At 64.5% G+C, this 16,135-nt stretch carries 19 protein-coding genes; 15 read left to right on the top strand and 4 right to left on the bottom strand.

What is annotated here, in order from left to right; all coding sequences use genetic code 11:
* The first annotated feature begins 2 nt into the window (after positions 1 to 2).
* The 5 genes from QXK92_RS15560 (at position 3) to QXK92_RS15540 (ending at position 3,411) form a co-directional block, all read left to right on the top strand.
* On the top strand, positions 3 to 281 hold the full coding sequence (locus tag QXK92_RS15560) for a putative holin (RefSeq protein ID WP_306242616.1): 279 nt from the start codon (positions 3 to 5) through the stop codon (positions 279 to 281).
* Positions 274 to 924: a hypothetical protein gene (locus QXK92_RS15555; RefSeq protein ID WP_306242614.1), complete on the top strand. Its 651-nt coding sequence runs from the start codon at positions 274 to 276 to the stop codon at positions 922 to 924. The genes QXK92_RS15560 and QXK92_RS15555 overlap by 8 nt, the downstream gene beginning before the upstream one ends.
* Positions 925 to 946: 22 nt before the next feature.
* Positions 947 to 2,341, top strand: coding sequence for a dihydrolipoyl dehydrogenase (lpdA, locus tag QXK92_RS15550; protein WP_306242612.1), 1,395 nt, complete (start codon positions 947 to 949; stop codon positions 2,339 to 2,341).
* Between the two features lie 271 nt (positions 2,342 to 2,612).
* A complete protein-coding gene (locus QXK92_RS15545; protein WP_306242610.1) occupies positions 2,613 to 3,059 on the top strand; it encodes a hypothetical protein in 447 nt (148 codons plus the stop codon).
* A gap of 58 nt (positions 3,060 to 3,117) precedes the next feature.
* Complete coding sequence (locus tag QXK92_RS15540) at positions 3,118 to 3,411, top strand: hypothetical protein (protein WP_306244457.1); 294 nt, start codon at positions 3,118 to 3,120, stop codon at positions 3,409 to 3,411.
* A gap of 2 nt (positions 3,412 to 3,413) precedes the next feature.
* Here QXK92_RS15540 and QXK92_RS15535 read toward each other — a convergent pair whose 3' ends face one another.
* Both QXK92_RS15535 and ramB read right to left on the bottom strand, forming a co-directional pair.
* Positions 3,414 to 3,980, bottom strand: a complete 567-nt coding sequence (locus QXK92_RS15535; RefSeq protein ID WP_306242608.1) for a carboxymuconolactone decarboxylase family protein — start codon at positions 3,978 to 3,980, stop codon at positions 3,414 to 3,416.
* Complete coding sequence (gene ramB, locus QXK92_RS15530; RefSeq protein WP_306242606.1) at positions 3,977 to 5,404, bottom strand: acetate metabolism transcriptional regulator RamB; 1,428 nt, start codon at positions 5,402 to 5,404, stop codon at positions 3,977 to 3,979. The genes QXK92_RS15535 and ramB overlap by 4 nt, the downstream gene beginning before the upstream one ends.
* Positions 5,405 to 5,581: 177 nt before the next feature.
* Here ramB and QXK92_RS15525 point away from each other — a divergent pair, with 177 nt between their 5' ends.
* From QXK92_RS15525 to QXK92_RS15510, 4 genes are all read left to right on the top strand, one after another.
* The gene (locus QXK92_RS15525) at positions 5,582 to 6,376 is read left to right on the top strand and encodes an acyl-[acyl-carrier-protein] thioesterase (RefSeq protein ID WP_306242605.1); all 795 of its coding nucleotides are present in this window, start codon (positions 5,582 to 5,584) and stop codon (positions 6,374 to 6,376) included.
* A gap of 306 nt (positions 6,377 to 6,682) precedes the next feature.
* Positions 6,683 to 7,969 carry an isocitrate lyase gene (gene aceA, locus QXK92_RS15520; protein ID WP_306242604.1) on the top strand — a complete coding sequence of 429 codons (1,287 nt, stop codon included), beginning with the start codon at positions 6,683 to 6,685 and terminating at the stop codon, positions 7,967 to 7,969.
* Between the two features lie 159 nt (positions 7,970 to 8,128).
* Positions 8,129 to 8,992 carry a 3-hydroxybutyryl-CoA dehydrogenase gene (locus tag QXK92_RS15515; protein WP_306242602.1) on the top strand — a complete coding sequence of 288 codons (864 nt, stop codon included), beginning with the start codon at positions 8,129 to 8,131 and terminating at the stop codon, positions 8,990 to 8,992.
* 97 nt (positions 8,993 to 9,089) lie between these two features.
* On the top strand, positions 9,090 to 9,950 hold the full coding sequence (locus tag QXK92_RS15510) for a cyclopropane mycolic acid synthase family methyltransferase (protein WP_306242600.1): 861 nt from the start codon (positions 9,090 to 9,092) through the stop codon (positions 9,948 to 9,950).
* Positions 9,951 to 10,001: 51 nt separating this feature from the next.
* Here QXK92_RS15510 and pcaA read toward each other — a convergent pair whose 3' ends face one another.
* Both pcaA and QXK92_RS15500 read right to left on the bottom strand, forming a co-directional pair.
* A complete protein-coding gene (pcaA, locus tag QXK92_RS15505; RefSeq protein ID WP_306242598.1) occupies positions 10,002 to 10,865 on the bottom strand; it encodes a cyclopropane mycolic acid synthase PcaA in 864 nt (287 codons plus the stop codon).
* Between the two features lie 164 nt (positions 10,866 to 11,029).
* Positions 11,030 to 11,743 (bottom strand): TetR/AcrR family transcriptional regulator, encoded by a 714-nt coding sequence (locus tag QXK92_RS15500; protein WP_306244455.1) that lies wholly within the window; start codon positions 11,741 to 11,743, stop codon positions 11,030 to 11,032.
* Positions 11,744 to 11,882: 139 nt separating this feature from the next.
* Between QXK92_RS15500 and QXK92_RS15495 the strand changes: the two genes are divergently transcribed.
* From QXK92_RS15495 to deoC, 6 genes are all read left to right on the top strand, one after another.
* The gene (locus QXK92_RS15495) at positions 11,883 to 13,250 is read left to right on the top strand and encodes a DUF445 domain-containing protein (protein WP_371934558.1); all 1,368 of its coding nucleotides are present in this window, start codon (positions 11,883 to 11,885) and stop codon (positions 13,248 to 13,250) included.
* An 87-nt stretch (positions 13,251 to 13,337) separates the two neighbouring features.
* Positions 13,338 to 13,754 (top strand): helix-turn-helix domain-containing protein, encoded by a 417-nt coding sequence (locus tag QXK92_RS15490; RefSeq protein ID WP_306242596.1) that lies wholly within the window; start codon positions 13,338 to 13,340, stop codon positions 13,752 to 13,754.
* Between the two features lie 185 nt (positions 13,755 to 13,939).
* The gene (gene hbhA / locus QXK92_RS15485; RefSeq protein WP_306242594.1) at positions 13,940 to 14,578 is read left to right on the top strand and encodes a heparin-binding hemagglutinin HbhA; all 639 of its coding nucleotides are present in this window, start codon (positions 13,940 to 13,942) and stop codon (positions 14,576 to 14,578) included.
* 147 nt (positions 14,579 to 14,725) lie between these two features.
* Entirely contained in the window at positions 14,726 to 15,016 is a 291-nt protein-coding gene (locus tag QXK92_RS15480) for a DUF2516 family protein (protein WP_306242593.1), read from the top strand.
* A gap of 3 nt (positions 15,017 to 15,019) precedes the next feature.
* The gene (locus QXK92_RS15475) at positions 15,020 to 15,463 is read left to right on the top strand and encodes a DUF2599 domain-containing protein (protein WP_306242591.1); all 444 of its coding nucleotides are present in this window, start codon (positions 15,020 to 15,022) and stop codon (positions 15,461 to 15,463) included.
* Positions 15,463 to 16,134: a deoxyribose-phosphate aldolase gene (gene deoC / locus QXK92_RS15470; RefSeq protein ID WP_306242590.1), complete on the top strand. Its 672-nt coding sequence runs from the start codon at positions 15,463 to 15,465 to the stop codon at positions 16,132 to 16,134. The genes QXK92_RS15475 and deoC overlap by 1 nt, the downstream gene beginning before the upstream one ends.
* Position 16,135: the final 1 nt, after the last annotated feature.

The following is a 16,135-nucleotide window of genomic DNA, read 5'->3' as shown; positions in this document are numbered from 1 at the left end:
CCGTGATCCCCCTTCCGCGCGCGTGGCTGCTGGCCAGCGCCATGCTGGCGGGCAGTGCGGTGGGTCAGCTGCTGGCGGTGGCGTCGAGCCTGCTGATACATGCCCGGGTGCGGCCGGACATCGCCATTGCGCTGGTGGTCGGCGTCCCGGCCCTGGTCGGACTGTCTGTGATCCTGTTCTCCGGGCGTCGATGGGTGACCATGCTCGGCGCGGCCATCTTGGCGCTGGGACCCGGCTGGCTGGGCATGCTCGTCGCCATGCAGGTGGTCTCCCATGGCTGAGAAGAAGACCGAGCAGGACCGCGAGTCCAGCCCGGGCACCGAACCTTTCGTGCCCGATTTCGACTCCGGCGAACTGCCGGTCGTTCCCAGGTACGACGCCGGTGAACCGTCCGTGCCGTTCGTCCCGGATTTCGACACCGACTCCCAACCGTTTCTGCCGCTGGCCGAACTCGACGAGGAGCCGGTCAAGAAGGCGGGACCGGCGCCCGTCGTCGAGGAGGAGCCGAAGCCGGTGACGCCGGCCGCGGTGGCTCAGCCGGACGCCGGGCCGGATGCGCTGGCCGAGGCGCCCGGGCCGATCGCCGTTCCCGGCCGCTACCTCTACCTGAAATGGTGGAAGCTGGTCCTGGTGCTGTTCGGGGTGTGGTTCTTCGCGGCGGTCTTCGGGCTCAGCCTGTTCTACTGGTGGTACCACACCATCGACAAGACGCCACCGGTGTTCGCGACGTTCGTGTACGTGCTGGCTTGCGCGGTGGCCGGCCCGGTTCTGGCGATGGTGCAATCCAAGCCCCTGGTCGCCGCTCTGGCCGTCGCTGTGATGTCGGCGCCGTTCGCCTCCGTCGCTGCCGCGGCACCCTTGTACGGGTCGTACTACTGCGAGCGGGTGACCACGCCGTGTGTGATGGGCGTAGTGCCCGAATAATTGGGCGATTAGGGTTAGGGCCGTGACCCACTATGACGTCGTCGTTCTCGGAGCAGGTCCCGGCGGATACGTAGCAGCCATTCGTGCCGCACAGCTCGGGTTGAACACCGCAATCATCGAACCGAAGTATTGGGGCGGCGTCTGCCTCAACGTCGGTTGCATCCCGTCGAAGGCGTTGCTGCGCAACGCCGAGCTCGCCCACATCTTCACCAAGGAAGCCAAAGCCTTCGGCATCAGCGGAGAGGCGACCTTCGACTTCGGGGTGGCGTTCGACCGCAGCCGCAAGGTGGCCGACGGCCGGGTGGCCGGTGTGCACTACCTGATGAAGAAGAACAAGATCACCGAGATCCACGGGTACGGCAGGTTCACCGATGCCAACACGATTTCGGTCGAGCTGAACGACGGCGGGACCGAAGAGGTCACGTTCGACAACGCCATCATCGCCACCGGTAGCAGCACTCGCCTGGTTCCGGGCACGTCGCTGTCGGAAAACGTGGTGACCTACGAGAAGCTGATCATGACCCGCGAGCTTCCGAAGTCGGTGATCATCGCCGGCGCCGGCGCCATCGGCATGGAATTCGGGTACGTGATGAAGAACTACGGCGTCGACGTCACCATCGTCGAGTTCCTGCCCCGGGCGCTGCCCAACGAGGACGCCGACTCCTCCAAGGAGATCGAGAAGGCGTTCAAGAAACTGGGCATCAAGATCCTCACCGGCACCAAGGTGGAATCCATCACTGACAATGGTTCCGAGGTCACCGTGTCGGTGAGCAAGGACCGCAAGAGTGAGGACCTCAAAGCCGAGAAAGTGTTGCAGGCCATCGGCTTTGCGCCCAACGTCGAGGGCTACGGGCTGGACAAAGCCGGAGTGGGGCTCACCGACCGCAAGGCGATCGGCATCACCGATTACATGCAGACTTCCGTGCCGCACATCTACGCCATCGGCGATGTCACAGGCAAGCTGATGCTGGCCCACGTCGCCGAGGCGATGGGTGTCGTGGCGGCTGAAACCATCGCCGGCGCAGAGACTTTGGCGCTGGGGGACTACCGGATGTTGCCGCGCGCCACGTTCTGTCAGCCCAATGTCGCCAGCTTCGGCCTCACCGAGGAGCAGGCTCGCGACGAAGGCTACGACGTGGTGGTGGCCAAGTTCCCGTTCACCGCCAACGCCAAGGCGCACGGTGTCGGCGACCCGAGCGGCTTCGTCAAGCTGATCGCCGACGCCAAGTACGGGGAGCTCATCGGTGGGCACCTGGTGGGTCACGACGTCTCCGAGCTGCTGCCGGAGCTCACGCTGGCGCAGAAGTGGGACCTGACCGCCAACGAACTGGCCCGCAATGTGCACACGCATCCGACCATGTCCGAGGCGCTGCAGGAGTGCTTCCACGGACTGATCGGGCACATGATCAATTTCTAGAACTCGCGATCGCGGGTGAGCGTGGGTGGCGGGTCGTCCTTTCGGCCGCGGCCTGCGCGGATTCGTGGTGTCCCCAAGCGCAGCGCAGCATTCGGTAGCCAACGGCTTTCTATGAATACGCCCAGGGAGTACCCGCGGCTCATTGACGAAGAATTTTTCGTAATCTACCTTTCGTGTTAGGTGGGGCGGTGCGGGTGCGTCGGCGAGGAAACTCGCCGTCGCTGGCTGCCTCGTCCGCTCCGCCGCTCCAACAACCTGAGGGCGGAAACACATGAGGTTCAACATTTTTCCCGCGTCAATCGCTCTACTCTTCGGGTTGGGGCTGGGCGCGGCACCACAGGCCGCGGCCGAGAATCCGACGATGAACGGTGTCTACCACTACGCCGACGAGGACGGAGACTCGGGCACGTGGACGATCACCACCACCTGCAGCCCCGCCTGCGTCGCCCATGTGACCACCGGGTCGGGCCGCAGCTTCGACGCCCGGCTGGAGAACGGCCGCTATGTCAGCAACCGGATCATCATGGACGGCCTGGAATGCCCTTCCTACTTCATCGGTGAACTCGTACTCGGCGGCCGCAGTCATCCGGTGAACGTCACGCAATGGTGGGACCCGGCCACGCTCACCGGCGAAGTGGACTTCGCCCACCCCTCATCGGTGGCGCCCTGCACCCTCGATGACCACCACGACAGGTTCACCCTCACCCCGATCGGCTGACCGCAGACCTTCCGCGGCGGCCGCTCACCGCGGCGGGAGATACCATCGCCAGGTGTTCATGTCCCGCAATGAGGAGCCGCGGCACAGTGCGGTCGTGGTCGGCGCGATCGGGGGATTGCTCGTCGGCTACGTCCTCTGGCTGGCTGCGATCACCATCGGCGACGATCTCACGACGGTCGGCACATGGAGCCTGGCGGTGCTGGTGGTGTCGGGTGCAATCGCGGTCGGCGCGGTGATCTGCGGCTTGCTGATGCGCTGGCGTCGCCGATACGGATGGTCTGCGTTCGCCTTCGGTGTTCCGGTGCTTCCCGTGGCGCTGACCCTGGCCGTGCTGGCCAACCTGTATCTCTGACGCTACCGCGGGTTGTCCAGCGGAATCCTCAGTGCGGTGATCGTTGCGGCCAGCCCGTCGTACTGCGTGGCGAGCATGCAGAATTCGATCAGCCGGGCGCGGTTGAGGTGAGCCGCCAGTTGCCGCCAGGTCTCCTCGGAGATGGTGCGGTCCTTGATCAGCTCGTCGGTCGCGTTCAACAGCGCCTGCTGGCGGGCGCTGAGCACCTTGCGGGGCCCGTCTCCCGGTGGTGCCTCGGGCCAGGCGAAGATGGTGGCCTGCGTCTGGGCGTCCAACCCCGCTTTGCGTGCCATCCCGCGATGATGCTGCAGTTCGTATTCGCAGGACCGCAGATGGCCGACCCGCAGAATGACCAGCTCGGTGTCGATGGTCGGCAACCGTCCCCGCATCAGGCGCCCGGAATAGATCGCCCACGTCCAGAACAGGCCCTGGCGGGAACCGAGCGTGGTGAACAGATGCATCTCGGGTGCGCCCACCTTGCGCGCGGCGAGCTTCGCGACCACCCAGTTGATCGGACCCAGCTGGCGGAACCGGCCGGGTGGGATGCGGGCGACCTGATTGCCGGTCATGCTTGCTTGACCAGGTAGGGGGAGACGGTGCTGCGGTGCTCGTCGATATCGAGCGCACGGCCCAGCGCCGGGAACGCCCGCTGCGGACAGTTGTCGCGTTCGCACACCCGGCAACCCGCGCCGATCGGCGTAGCAATCATTTTCAGGTCCCCAGACAAGCTCAGCCCCTCTGAGTAGACGAGTCGGTGCGCATGACGAAGTTCGCAGCCGAGCCCGATCGCGAAGGTTTTTCCGGGCTGACCATACCGGGCCGCGCGCCGTTCGACGGTACGGGCCACCCACATGTAATTGCGCCCGTCCGGCATCTGAGCGATCTGCACCAGGATCTTGCCGGGGTTGGCGAAGGTCTCGTAGACGTTCCACAACGGGCAGGTGCCGCCGGTGGAGGAGAAGTGAAACCCGGTGGCGGACTGACGCTTTGACATGTTGCCGGCGCGGTCGACCCGGACGAATGACAGCGGTACGCCGCGCATCGAGGGGCGTTGCAACGTGGAAAGCCGGTGCGCGATGGTCTCGTAGCTGATCTGGTAGAAGGCCGACAGCCGTTCGACGTCGTAGCGGAAATTCTCGGCGACGTCGTGGAACTGGCGGTAGGGCAGCACCGCGGCGGCGGCGAAGTAGTTCGCCAGCCCCAGCCGGGCCAGCGTCCGCGACTCGTCGCTGGTGAATTTGCCGTCGGTGACCATGGTGTCGATCAGGTCGCCGTATTCGAGGTAGGCCAGCTCGGCCGCCATCTTGAACACCTGCTGCCCGGAGGCAAGGTGATTGCTCATCTCCAGCGTCTTGGTCGCAGGGTCGTAGCGGTGCAGCACCGTGTCGCCGAGATCGATGCGCCTGGTGATGTGGACTCCGTGAACCTCGGTGAGCCGGCGGGTCAGTTCCCGCGCCAGATCCCCGTGGTGCATCCGCATCTTGACGGTGAGTTCCTCGGCCGCGGTGTCCAGCTCATGCAGGTAATTCTGGCGTTCGTAGAAGTAGTCGCGCACCTCTTCGTGGGGCATCGTGATCGACCCGCTCCCGCTGCTGCCGTCGAAGTAGCGCTCCTCAGTGGCGGCAGCCAGTTGGGCGGTGGTGATCCGGTAGCGCCGGTGCAGGTTGACCATCGCGCGAGCCAGGCTCGGGTGGGTGTTGACCATCTCGGCGATCTCGGTCGGGTCCACCTCGATGTCCAGGTCGCGGTCCATGGTCACCTCGCGCAGCTCGGCGACCAGGCGGGTGTCGTCCTGGGAGGCGAAGAAGGTGGCATCCACCCCGAACACCTCGGTGATCCGCAGCAGCACCGCCACGGTCAGGGGGCGGACGTCGTGCTCGATCTGGTTGAGATAACTGGGTGAGATGTCGAGCATCTGAGCCAACGCGGCCTGGCTGAATCCGCGTTCGCTGCGAAGCTGGCGCACGCGCGCGCCGACGAACGTTTTAGACACTCTGACCAGCGTAGTCGTGGTTGCGAAGACTTGCTTTGCAGACTTGGCAGGCGGCTCGACACCGGTATGGCCACCGGTGATGCGATTGGTCTTTAGCAGGCGTCGTTGGCATGATTCGCTTCGAAGTCCCCAGGGTTAACCTGGTTTTCGCACGAGGAGGAAACGGGGAGCAGCGCCGTGAGCCTGGACAAAAAGTTGATGCCGGTGCCCGACGGTAGCCCCGATGTCTTCGATCGCGAGTGGCCGCTGCGCGTCGGTGACATCGACCGAACCGGGCGGTTGCGGTTAGACGCGGCATGCCGGCACATCCAGGACATCGGGCAGGACCAGCTGCGTGAGATGGGCTTCGAGGAGACCCATCCGCTCTGGATCGTGCGGCGAACGATGGTGGACCTGATCCGCCCCATCGAGTTCCAGGACATGCTGCGCTGCCGGCGCTGGTGTTCGGGCACCTCTAACCGGTGGTGCGAGATGCGGGTCCGCATCGACGGACGCAAAGGCGGGCTGATCGAGTCCGAGGCGTTCTGGATCCACGTGAACAAGGAAACCGAGATGCCGGCGCGCATCGCCGACGACTTCCTCGCCGGTCTGCACAAGACCACCACGGTAGAGCGGCTGCGCTGGAAGGGTTACCTCAAGCCCGGTGGCCGCGATGACGCAACCGAGATCCACGAGTTCCCCGTGCGGGTGACCGACATCGACCTGTTCGACCACATGAACAACTCGGTCTACTGGAGCGTGGTCGAGGACTACCTGGCCTCCCACCCCGAGCTGATGACACTGCCCCTGCGCGTGACCATCGAGCACGAGGCGCCCGTCGCGCTGGGCGACAAGCTGGAGATCATCTCGCACGTGCACCCCGCCGGTTCGACCGACCAGTTCGGTTCCGAGCTCGCGGACCGGACTGTTACAACGCTCACATATGCGGTCGGCGACGAGACCAAAGCCGTCGCCGCGCTGTTCACTCTTTAACCGGACAAGCGTCCCGGTAAATTGCCGATGACCTGCAGGTTTCGGTTACCGGCCGGTAGCTTCTGAACCGGTTCAGTAGTTCGCCAGCTTCGCAACCTTCGCAAAATGACCACAGGTCATAGCCAAAATTCGCAAGTGAAATGGGTGGACCAGCGGGAATGCACTGTGCCATGGTCGAGTTAGCACATCAGTGAAGTCGAGGCGAAGTTAAACCTCTAGCTTCGATCCGCACCGCGGTGGCTTGCTTCATCGCAAGACCCATCGCAAGCAAATTTCAGTCAAAGAATGACCGTAAGGAGCAGCCCCATGTCCGAAGTCGGCACCCCGAAGAGCGCTGAGCAGATCCAGCACGACTGGGACCACAACCCCCGCTGGAAGGGCGTCAAGCGCACCTACACCCCGCAGGACGTCGTGGCGCTGCAGGGTCACGTCGTCGAGGAGCACACCCTCGCCCGCCGCGGCGCCGAGGTGCTCTGGGAGCAGCTGCACGAGATGGACTTCGTCAACGCGCTGGGCGCGCTGACCGGCAACATGGCCGTCCAGCAGGTCCGCGCCGGCCTGAAGGCGATCTACCTGTCGGGTTGGCAGGTCGCCGGTGACGCCAACCTCTCCGGCCACACCTACCCCGACCAGAGCCTCTACCCCGCCAACTCGGTGCCGCAGGTCGTGCGTCGCATCAACAACGCACTGCTTCGCGCCGACGAGATCGCCAAGGTCGAGGGCGACCGTTCGGTGGACAACTGGCTGGCTCCGATCGTCGCCGACGGTGAGGCCGGCTTCGGTGGCGCGCTGAACGTCTACGAGCTGCAGAAAGCGATGATCGCCGCCGGTGTCGCGGGTTCGCACTGGGAAGACCAGCTGGCCTCGGAGAAGAAGTGTGGCCACCTGGGCGGCAAGGTGCTGATCCCCACCCAGCAGCACATCCGCACCCTGACCTCGGCCCGTCTGGCGGCTGACGTCGCTGGCGTTCCCACGGTCGTCATCGCGCGCACCGACGCCGAGGCCGCCACGCTGATCACCTCCGACGTCGACGAGCGGGACCGCCCGTTCATCACCGGCGAGCGCACCAACGAAGGCTTCTACCGCATCAAGAACGGTCTGGAGCCCTGCATCGCCCGCGCCAAGGCCTACGCACCCTTCTCCGACCTGATCTGGATGGAGACCGGTACCCCGGACCTGGAGCTGGCCAAGAAGTTCGCCGAGGGCGTCAAGAGCGAGTTCCCCGACCAGCTGCTGGCCTACAACTGCTCGCCGTCGTTCAACTGGAAGAAGCACCTCGACGACGACACGATCGCCAAGTTCCAGAAGGAGCTCGGTGCGATGGGCTTCAAGTTCCAGTTCATCACGCTGGCCGGCTTCCACGCCCTGAACTACTCGATGTTCGATCTGGCCCACGGCTACGCCCGCAAGCAGATGAGCGCGTACGTCGAGCTGCAGGAGCGCGAGTTCGCTGCCGAGGAGCGCGGCTACACCGCCACCAAGCACCAGCGCGAGGTGGGCGCCGGTTACTTCGACCGGATCGCCACGACCGTCGACCCGACTTCGTCGACGACGGCTCTGGCCGGCTCGACCGAAGAGGGCCAGTTTCACTGATCTGATTCCTTCGTCGAGCAGGCGCAAACTCGCACTTCTGCAGCCCATTTGATGCGAGCTTGCGTCTGCTCGCGACAGACGATTGAGTACAGTAGGCCCCGCCCAGGCAACCTGGGCGGGGCCTATTCCGGTGCAACCACAGACTCGGGAGAGACAACAGTGAGCGATGCAGCTATCCAGCGAGTGGGTGTGATCGGGGCTGGGCAGATGGGGTCCGGTATTGCCGAGGTATCGGTGCGGGCGGGCGTCGCCGTGACGGTCTTCGAGACCACCGACGCGCTGATCACCGCGGGCCGCAATCGCATCATGAAATCGCTGGAGCGCGGCGTCAGCGCCGGCAAAGTCACCGAGCGGGAGCGCGACCGCGCGCTGAGCCTGTTGACCTTCACCACCGATCTCGCCGACCTGGCCGACCGGCAGCTGGTGATCGAGGCCATCGTCGAAGACGAGACGGTGAAAGCTCAGGTGTTTGCCGAGTTGGACCGCGTGGTCACCGACCCGCAGGCCGTGCTGGCGTCGAACACCTCCAGCATCCCGATCATGAAGATTGCTGCCGCCACCAAAAATCCCCAGCGCGTATTGGGATTGCACTTCTTCAATCCCGTGCCCGTGCTGCCGTTGGTCGAGTTGGTCAGCACGCTAGTCACCGACAAAGATGCTGCCGCGCGCACCGAGGAGTTTGCCAGTGCAGTACTGGGCAAGCAGGTTGTGCGTTGCTCGGACCGATCCGGTTTCGTGGTGAACGCCCTGCTGGTGCCCTATCTGCTCTCGGCGATCCGGATGGTCGAGGCCGGCTTTGCGACGGTTGAAGACGTCGACAAGGCGGTGGTGGCCGGGTTGTCGCACCCGATGGGGCCGCTGAAGCTGTCCGACCTGGTGGGACTGGACACGCTGAAGCTGATCGCGGACAAGATGTACGACGAGTTCAAAGAGCCGCTGTACGGACCGCCGCCACTGTTGCAGCGGATGGTCGAGGCGGGCCTGCTGGGCAAAAAGTCTGGTAGAGGCTTCTACACATACTGAGAATGCGCGGCGGGCAATATCCGTTGCACGAAAGTACGGCAGTCGTACTGTGAATGAGGTATCCTCTCGGCTACAGACGAGAGGGTATTAGCGGAGCATGGGCGATTTGCAGCCGTTTTATGAAGAATCACAATCTATCTACGACGTTTCCGATGAGTTTTTCGCGTTATTTCTAGATCCAACAATGGCGTACACCTGCGCTTACTTCGAGCGGGAAGATATGACCCTCGAGGAGGCGTCCAACGCCAAGTTCGACCTCGCGTTGGGGAAGCTGAACCTCGAACCCGGCATGACAGTGCTCGATATCGGCTGTGGCTGGGGCGGTGCGCTGCAACGCGCGGTCGAGAAGTTTGATGTCAACGTCATCGGTATTACGTTGAGCCGCAACCAGTTTGAGTACAGCAAGAAGCGGCTGGCCAAGATCCCCACCAATCGGACCATCGAGGTCCGCCTGCAAGGGTGGGAAGAGTTCGACGACAACGTCGACCGCATCGTAACCATTGGCGCCTTCGAGGCCTTCAAGGCAGAGCGCTACGCGACGTTCTTCGAGCGTGCTCACAGCATTCTCCCCGCCGACGGGCGGATGCTGTTGCACACGATTTTGGCGTACACGCAGAAGCAGCAGCATGAGCGTGGTGTCAAGGTGACGATGACTGATCTGCGTTTTATGCGTTTCATAGGAAAGGAAATTTTCCCGGGCGGACAGTTGCCGGCCCAGGAAGATATTCATAAGTTGGCGAAGCTGGTGGGATTTTCGGTGGAGAGAGTCCATTTGCTAGGCGAGCACTACGAGCGGACCCTGCACATCTGGGCCGAGAATTTGGCGGCCAAGAAGGACGAAGCGATCGCGTTGCAGTCCGAAGAGATCTACGACAAATACATGCACTATCTGACGGGCTGTGAAGACTTCTTCCGTCGGGGCATCTGCAACGTGGGACAGTTCACGCTGGTCAAGTGATGCCGGCGCCGGGGTCGCCGCGAGTCCTGCTCCGCGGAGACCCCGTGCGGGCTACTTCGCCAGAGTGAACTGGCAGATGTCGGTGTAACCCTCGTGGAACAACTTGGCGCACCCGGTCAAGTACTTCATGTAGCGGTCGTAGACCTTCTCCGACTGGATCGCGATGGCCAGATCCTTCTTGGCCTCGAGGGCGGCTGCCCAGATCTCCAGCGTCCGCGCGTAGTGCTGCTGCAGGGACTGGATGCGCTTCATCGAGAACCCCGCCGCTGCGGACTGCTCCTCGACCACCGGAACAGTGGGCAGGTAACCGCCGGGGAAGATCTCGGCCAGGATGAACTGGCTGAAATGCACGATCTCATGCGTCAGTGGCAGGCCCTTGGCCCTGGCTTCCTTGAATGTGGGCCGCACGATCGTGTGCAGCAACATGATGCCGTCGCTCGGGAGCGCCTCGTAGGCCATCTTGAAGAAGCGCGGGTAACGCTGACGGCCGAAGTGCTCGAATGCGCCGATCGAGACAATGCGGTCGACGGGCTCGTGGAACTTTTCCCACCCCTCGAGCAGTACCTGCCGGGTGCGGGGCGTGTCCATCTCGTCGAACTTCTTTTGGACGTGGGCGGCCTGGTTCTCCGAGAGCGTCAGCCCGATCACGTTCACGTCGTACTTCTCGATAGCACGTCGCATCGTGGCACCCCAGCCACAGCCGATGTCCAGCAGCGTCATCCCGGGTTCCAGGTTGAGCTTGCCCAACGCTAGGTCGATCTTGGCGAGCTGAGCCTCTTCCAGCGTCATGTCTTCGCGCTCGAAGTACGCGCAGCTGTACGTCTGGGTGGGGTCCAGGAAGAGGCGGAAGAACTCATCGGACAGGTCGTAGTGCGCCTGCACGTTGCCGAAATGGGGCGTTAGCTGCACGGCCATTGCGATGTCAGCCTTTCTGTTTGTCGGGGTGCTCCCGGACAAAAATCGATCAGTCGGATCTGCAGCGCCCCCGATGCATTCTCTGAATGCTAACCGCTGCCGAGGGGTGCGCTTGCACTCCTTACGTCACACCTGGGTCGGCTAAGGCCCGCACAGGAGTGCGGTCACCCCTGTTTCAGCTGCTCCCACGCGGGCACGCTCGGGGACGGGTGCGGTTGTGCGCGGAACTTCTCCAGCGACCCGCCTGCCTCGACGATTCCGCACAGCGCGCTCCAGCTCAGCATCGTCAGATAGTCGATCAACTCGTCGCTGCTCATCCGCGGATCCGACATCCAGGAATGTGTGGCCAACTGCACACCGCCGACGATCAGGTATGCCCACGGTTCGACGCCGCCCACGTCCATGCCGGCCTCGCGCATGCGGCGGCGCAGCATCACCGCGATCATGCGGGCGATGATCCGTTCCGAATCGGCGATCACCTTGCTTTTGCTGCCCGAACTGTTGGCCATCACGAAGCCGTACGGCTCCGGCTCGGCGGCCATGGTTTCGACGTACACCCGGATCACTTCACGGGTCAGTTCGTAGCCGTCCAGACTCGACGACAGCGCCGCGGCCATGTTGGGAATCAGGGTGGTTTGCGCAAAGCGCATCATCACCGCGGTCGTGAGGTCGTTCTTGTCGACGAAGTAGCGATAGAGCACGGTCTTCGAGACCCCGATCTCCGCCGCGATCTCATCCATGCTCAAAAAGCGGCTCTGCCGGCGAATCGCCTCGATCGTGCCGTCGACCAGCTCGTTGCGGCGGTCCACCTTGTGCTGGTGCCAGCGTCGCTTGCGGCCATCGGTCTTATCAGTCCGAGCCGGGATGTGTTGTGCCAATGTCGCCGATTCCCATTCACTACCTGGACGCATCGATACTACGGCTTGCGGGCGCCCGGATGCCCGAGCGACCGGACTGCGTGAGGCTTCCGAACAGTGTGGGTAACACTAACCGGTGGTTTCGATAGCGGATGATGGTCTGGTGGCATACAGAGCCTTGCCGGCAGCGGCACCCCCGGCTCCGCCGCCGGGGCCGGGAATGGGCGGCGGGCGGGGGAATCGGACATCCTTTGCGGAGTCATTCGCCGGCGCCGATTCCGAGGCGGACGCGCAGCGGCGCGCGGCGCTGCGCCGGATGAAGGCGGTGGCGCTGAGTTTTCTGATCGGCGCCACCGTGGTGTTCCTGGTGTGCCGGTGGGCCAATGCGCACGGCACCGCGCCGGTGTGGGTCGGTTACGTCGGCGCTGCGGCGGAGGCGGGCATGGTGGGCGCCCTGGCGGACTGGTTCGCGGTGACCGCGCTGTTCAAGCATCCGCTGGGGATTCCGATCCCGCACACCGCCATCATCAAGCGCAAGAAGGACCAGCTCGGCGAGGGCCTGGGCACCTTCGTGCGGGAGAACTTCCTCTCGGCGGAGGTGGTCGAGACCAAGCTGCGCGACGCCCAGGTGCCCAGTCGGCTGGGCAAATGGCTCTGCGAGCCTGCGCATGCGCAACGGGTGGCCGGCGAGGTGTCGACCGTGCTGCGCGTGCTGGTCGAGCTGCTGCGGGACGAAGACGTCCAGCAGGTGATCGACCGGATGATCGTGCGCCGCATCGCCGAGCCGCAGTGGGGTCCGCCGGTGGGCCGGGTATTGCAGACGCTGCTGGTCGAGAATCGTCAGGAAGCCCTGATCCAATTGCTGGCCGACCGTGCGTTCCAGTGGTCTCTGAATGCCGGGGTGGTGATTCAGCGGGTCGTCGAGCGTGACTCGCCGACCTGGTCACCGCGCTTTGTCGACCACCTGGTGGGCGATCGGATCCATCGCGAGCTGATGGACTTCACCGACAAGGTGCGGCGTAACCCCGACCACGAACTGCGTCGATCAGCTACGCGCTTCCTGTTCGAATTCGCCGACGACCTGCAGAACGACAGCGACACGATCGCGCGCGCCGACGCCGTCAAAGAGCAATTGATGGCCCGCGACGAGGTGGCGCGAGCCGCCGAGACGGCATGGACCACCCTCAAGCGATTGGTGCTCGAGGGCGTCGACGACCCGTCCAGCACGTTGCGCACCCGGATCGCCGACACGGTGATCCGCATCGGGGCCTCGTTGCGGGATGACGCGGGGCTCCGCGACAAGGTCGACGGGTGGATGGTTCGGGCCGCTCAGCACCTCGTTTCGCAATATGGGGTGGAGATCACAGCGATCATCACCGAGACGATCGAGCGCTGGGACGCGCAGGAAGCAAGCCGCCGAATCGAACTGCATGTGGGCCGTGACCTGCAATTTATCCGGATCAACGGGACTGTGGTGGGCGCGCTCGCCGGTCTGGCCATCTATGCCATCGCGCAGCTGCTCTTCTGAAAAGTGCTAACAGACTGCTTGCAATAGCAAGCACTCCTCCGTACCCTGATGGGCGTAAGCAAACAAAATCTGACGCAGGAGTAACCGATGACGCCGGAGGAGAAGCTGGGCACCAAGGTGTCCACAAAAGCCTCTGACGTGGCCTCCGACATCGGCAGCTTCATCCGGTCGCAGCGTGAGACCGCTCAGGTCTCGATGCGGCAGCTTGCCGAAAGGTCGGGTGTCAGCAACCCTTATCTGAGCCAGGTCGAGCGTGGGCTGCGCAAGCCGTCGGCCGACGTTCTGGCCCAGATCGCCAAAGCGCTGCGGGTTTCGGCTGAGGTTCTCTATGTACGGGCCGGGATTCTCGAGCCCAGCGAGACGAGTCAGGTGCGGGACGCCATCGTCACCGACACAGCTATCACCGAGCGTCAGAAGCAGGTTCTGCTGGACATCTACGCGTCCTTCACGCAGCAGAACGAGGCGAATCGTGAGGAGTGTCCGAGCGAATCCGACGACGACTGACAGTGATCTGGATGACACGGAAGTCATCGGTCCCGACCGACCCGACCACCAGGAGGTTTCCAGCAAGTCGCGCACCAGTGTCAATCCGCGGGTCTTGACATTTCCTGCCCAGAGGAGCCGAACTTGCCCCAATTTTCAACCATTTAGCACTAACCCCGATATCGAAATCAAAGAAAGGAAACATCATGGCTGAGAACACGAACATTGAGGACCTGAAAGCGCCGCTGCTGGCCGCGCTCGGTGCCGCCGACCTGGCCCTGGCCACCGTCAACGACCTGATCGCGACTCTGCGCGACCGCGCCGAGGAGACCCGCACCACGCTGCGTGAGCGCGCCGAGGAGACCCGTACCGACACCCGCAGCCGCGTTGAGGAGAGCCGTGCTCGCCTGACCAAGCTGCAGGAGGACCTGCCCGAGCAGCTGACCGAGCTGCGCGAGCGTTTCACCGCTGACGAGCTGCGCAAGGCTGCGGAAGGTTACGTCGAGGCTGCCACCAGCCGGTACAACGAGCTGGTCGAGCGCGGCGAGGCTGCTCTCGAGCGGCTGCGCAGCCAGTCGGCCTTCGAGGACGCTTCGGCTCGTGCCGAGGGCTACGTCGACCAGGCCGTGGAGCTGACTCAGGAGGCGCTGGGCACCGTTGCGACGCAGACCCGCGCCGTCGGTGAGCGTGCCGCCAAGCTGGTCGGCATCGAGCTGCCGAAGAAGGCGGAGGCTCCGGCCAAGAAGGCCGCCCCGGCCAAGAAGGCCGCTCCGGCCAAGAAGGCTGCTCCGGCCAAGAAGGCTCCGGCCAAGAAGGCTCCGGCCAAGAAGGTCACCCAGAAGTAAGTCCGGGTAACCGGCCTACAGAAACACCACTCGACTCCAAGTCGCCGCTGGATCGGGCGGCTTGGACCAGAGAAACACCACTCGACTCCAAGTCGCCGCTGGTCGGCGACTTGGAGTCGACGTTTTTGCGGCGGCCCGCATAGTCTTATGAGCGTGCAAGCCGTAGGTACCGTGATGTTCGTTCTGTGGGTCGCCGTCGCCGTGGTGACGGTGTACGCGTTTGTACACGCCGCGTTGCAGCGCTCAGACGCATATACCGCCGCCGACAAGCAGACCAAGCCCCTGTGGCTGGTGATCCTCGGAAGCGCGATCGCGCTGATCACCATCCTGTACGGCATTTTCGGTGTGATGGCCATCGCGGCGGCCGCGGTCGCCACGGGCGTGTACCTGGTCGACGTGCGTCCCAAGCTTCTCGAAGTGCAGGGCAAGTCGCGCTAGCGGATGAAGGTCGTGCTGGTGGCGCCGGCGGCGGCGCTCATTTCGCTGCTGGGCGCTGCGCCCGCACAGGCCGAACCCGGCACGGGGGGCCCGGCGGGCGCGTCGTATGCGCCACCTTTCGTGGATCACACCCAATGGGCCGACTGGGGCGGGCATTCCAGCCTGCGGGTCTATCCGACGCCCGCGGGGCGCGCTACGGCCCGGATGTGGGGAACCACCGGCGCCTATCCGGACGCCGCTGACGAGGCCTGGTCCGAGGTGCTGGCGCGATCACCTGACGCCGACACACCGGGCATGCGCGCGCAGTTCGTCTGCCACTGGCAGTTCGCCGAGATCGCGCAGCCCGGCAAAACCAGCTGGAACCTCGAACCCTGGCGCCCGGTCGTCGACGACGCCGAGATGGTCGCGTCCCGCTGTAATCCGGGTGCCGCGGAGGAGCCCTTCTGATGAGCGGCCCACTGACCCGTGACCAGCTCGCCGCACTGGTCGATCACACCCTGCTCAAACCGGAGGCCACCGACGCCGACGTAGCCGCTCTGGTTGCCGAAGGCGCCGACCTCGGCGTCTACGCCGTGTGCGTCTCCCCGTCGATGGTGCCGGTCGCCGTCGGGCGGGGTGTCCGGGTTGCCGCGGTAGCCGGCTTTCCGTCCGGTAAGCATCTGTCCACGATCAAGGCTCAGGAGGCGGCCGCGGCGGTGGCTGCCGGTGCCGTCGAGATCGACATGGTCATCGACGTCGGGGCGGCACTGGCCGGCCGATTCGACGCGGTACGCGCCGACGTCGCCGCGGTACGCGCCGCCGCAACCGGCGCCGTGCTGAAAGTGATCGTCGAGTCCGCGGCGCTGCTTGCCTTCGCCGGCGACGACACCCTGGCTGCGGTCTGCCGGGTGTCCGAGGAAGCCGGCGCCGACTTCGTCAAGACCTCAACCGGGTTTCATCCCTCCGGCGGCGCATCGGTGCACGCCGTCGAGGTGATGGCCGCGACGGTGGGCGGTCGGTTGGGCGTCAAGGCCAGCGGCGGCATCCGTACCGCCGCCGACGCGCTCGCCATGGTGGACGCCGGAGCGACCCGGTTGGGTCTGTCCGGTACCCGGGCCGTACTGGACGGCCTGGGTTAAC

This window comes from Mycobacterium sp. TY815, assembly GCF_030755135.1.
In the GTDB taxonomy this organism is placed as follows: Bacteria; Actinomycetota; Actinomycetes; order Mycobacteriales; family Mycobacteriaceae; genus Mycobacterium.
This window is presented reverse-complemented; position numbering and strand designations above follow the sequence as displayed.

What these genes read in the sequence shown, in the direction of transcription:
- QXK92_RS15535 (WP_306242608.1), bottom strand. Translation starts at nt 3,980, where the DNA reads ATGACCGGCAATCAGGTCGCCCGCATCCCACCCGGCCGGTTCCGCCAG.
- aceA (WP_306242604.1), top strand. Translation starts at nt 6,683, where the DNA reads ATGTCCGAAGTCGGCACCCCGAAGAGCGCTGAGCAGATCCAGCACGAC.
- hbhA (WP_306242594.1), top strand. Translation starts at nt 13,940, where the DNA reads ATGGCTGAGAACACGAACATTGAGGACCTGAAAGCGCCGCTGCTGGCC.
- QXK92_RS15475 (WP_306242591.1), top strand. Translation starts at nt 15,020, where the DNA reads ATGAAGGTCGTGCTGGTGGCGCCGGCGGCGGCGCTCATTTCGCTGCTG.
- QXK92_RS15480 (WP_306242593.1), top strand. Translation starts at nt 14,726, where the DNA reads ATGAGCGTGCAAGCCGTAGGTACCGTGATGTTCGTTCTGTGGGTCGCC.
- QXK92_RS15510 (WP_306242600.1), top strand. Translation starts at nt 9,090, where the DNA reads ATGGGCGATTTGCAGCCGTTTTATGAAGAATCACAATCTATCTACGAC.
- deoC (WP_306242590.1), top strand. Translation starts at nt 15,463, where the DNA reads ATGAGCGGCCCACTGACCCGTGACCAGCTCGCCGCACTGGTCGATCAC.
- QXK92_RS15490 (WP_306242596.1), top strand. Translation starts at nt 13,338, where the DNA reads ATGACGCCGGAGGAGAAGCTGGGCACCAAGGTGTCCACAAAAGCCTCT.
- pcaA (WP_306242598.1), bottom strand. Translation starts at nt 10,865, where the DNA reads ATGGCCGTGCAGCTAACGCCCCATTTCGGCAACGTGCAGGCGCACTAC.
- QXK92_RS15545 (WP_306242610.1), top strand. Translation starts at nt 2,613, where the DNA reads ATGAGGTTCAACATTTTTCCCGCGTCAATCGCTCTACTCTTCGGGTTG.
- QXK92_RS15555 (WP_306242614.1), top strand. Translation starts at nt 274, where the DNA reads ATGGCTGAGAAGAAGACCGAGCAGGACCGCGAGTCCAGCCCGGGCACC.
- QXK92_RS15540 (WP_306244457.1), top strand. Translation starts at nt 3,118, where the DNA reads ATGTCCCGCAATGAGGAGCCGCGGCACAGTGCGGTCGTGGTCGGCGCG.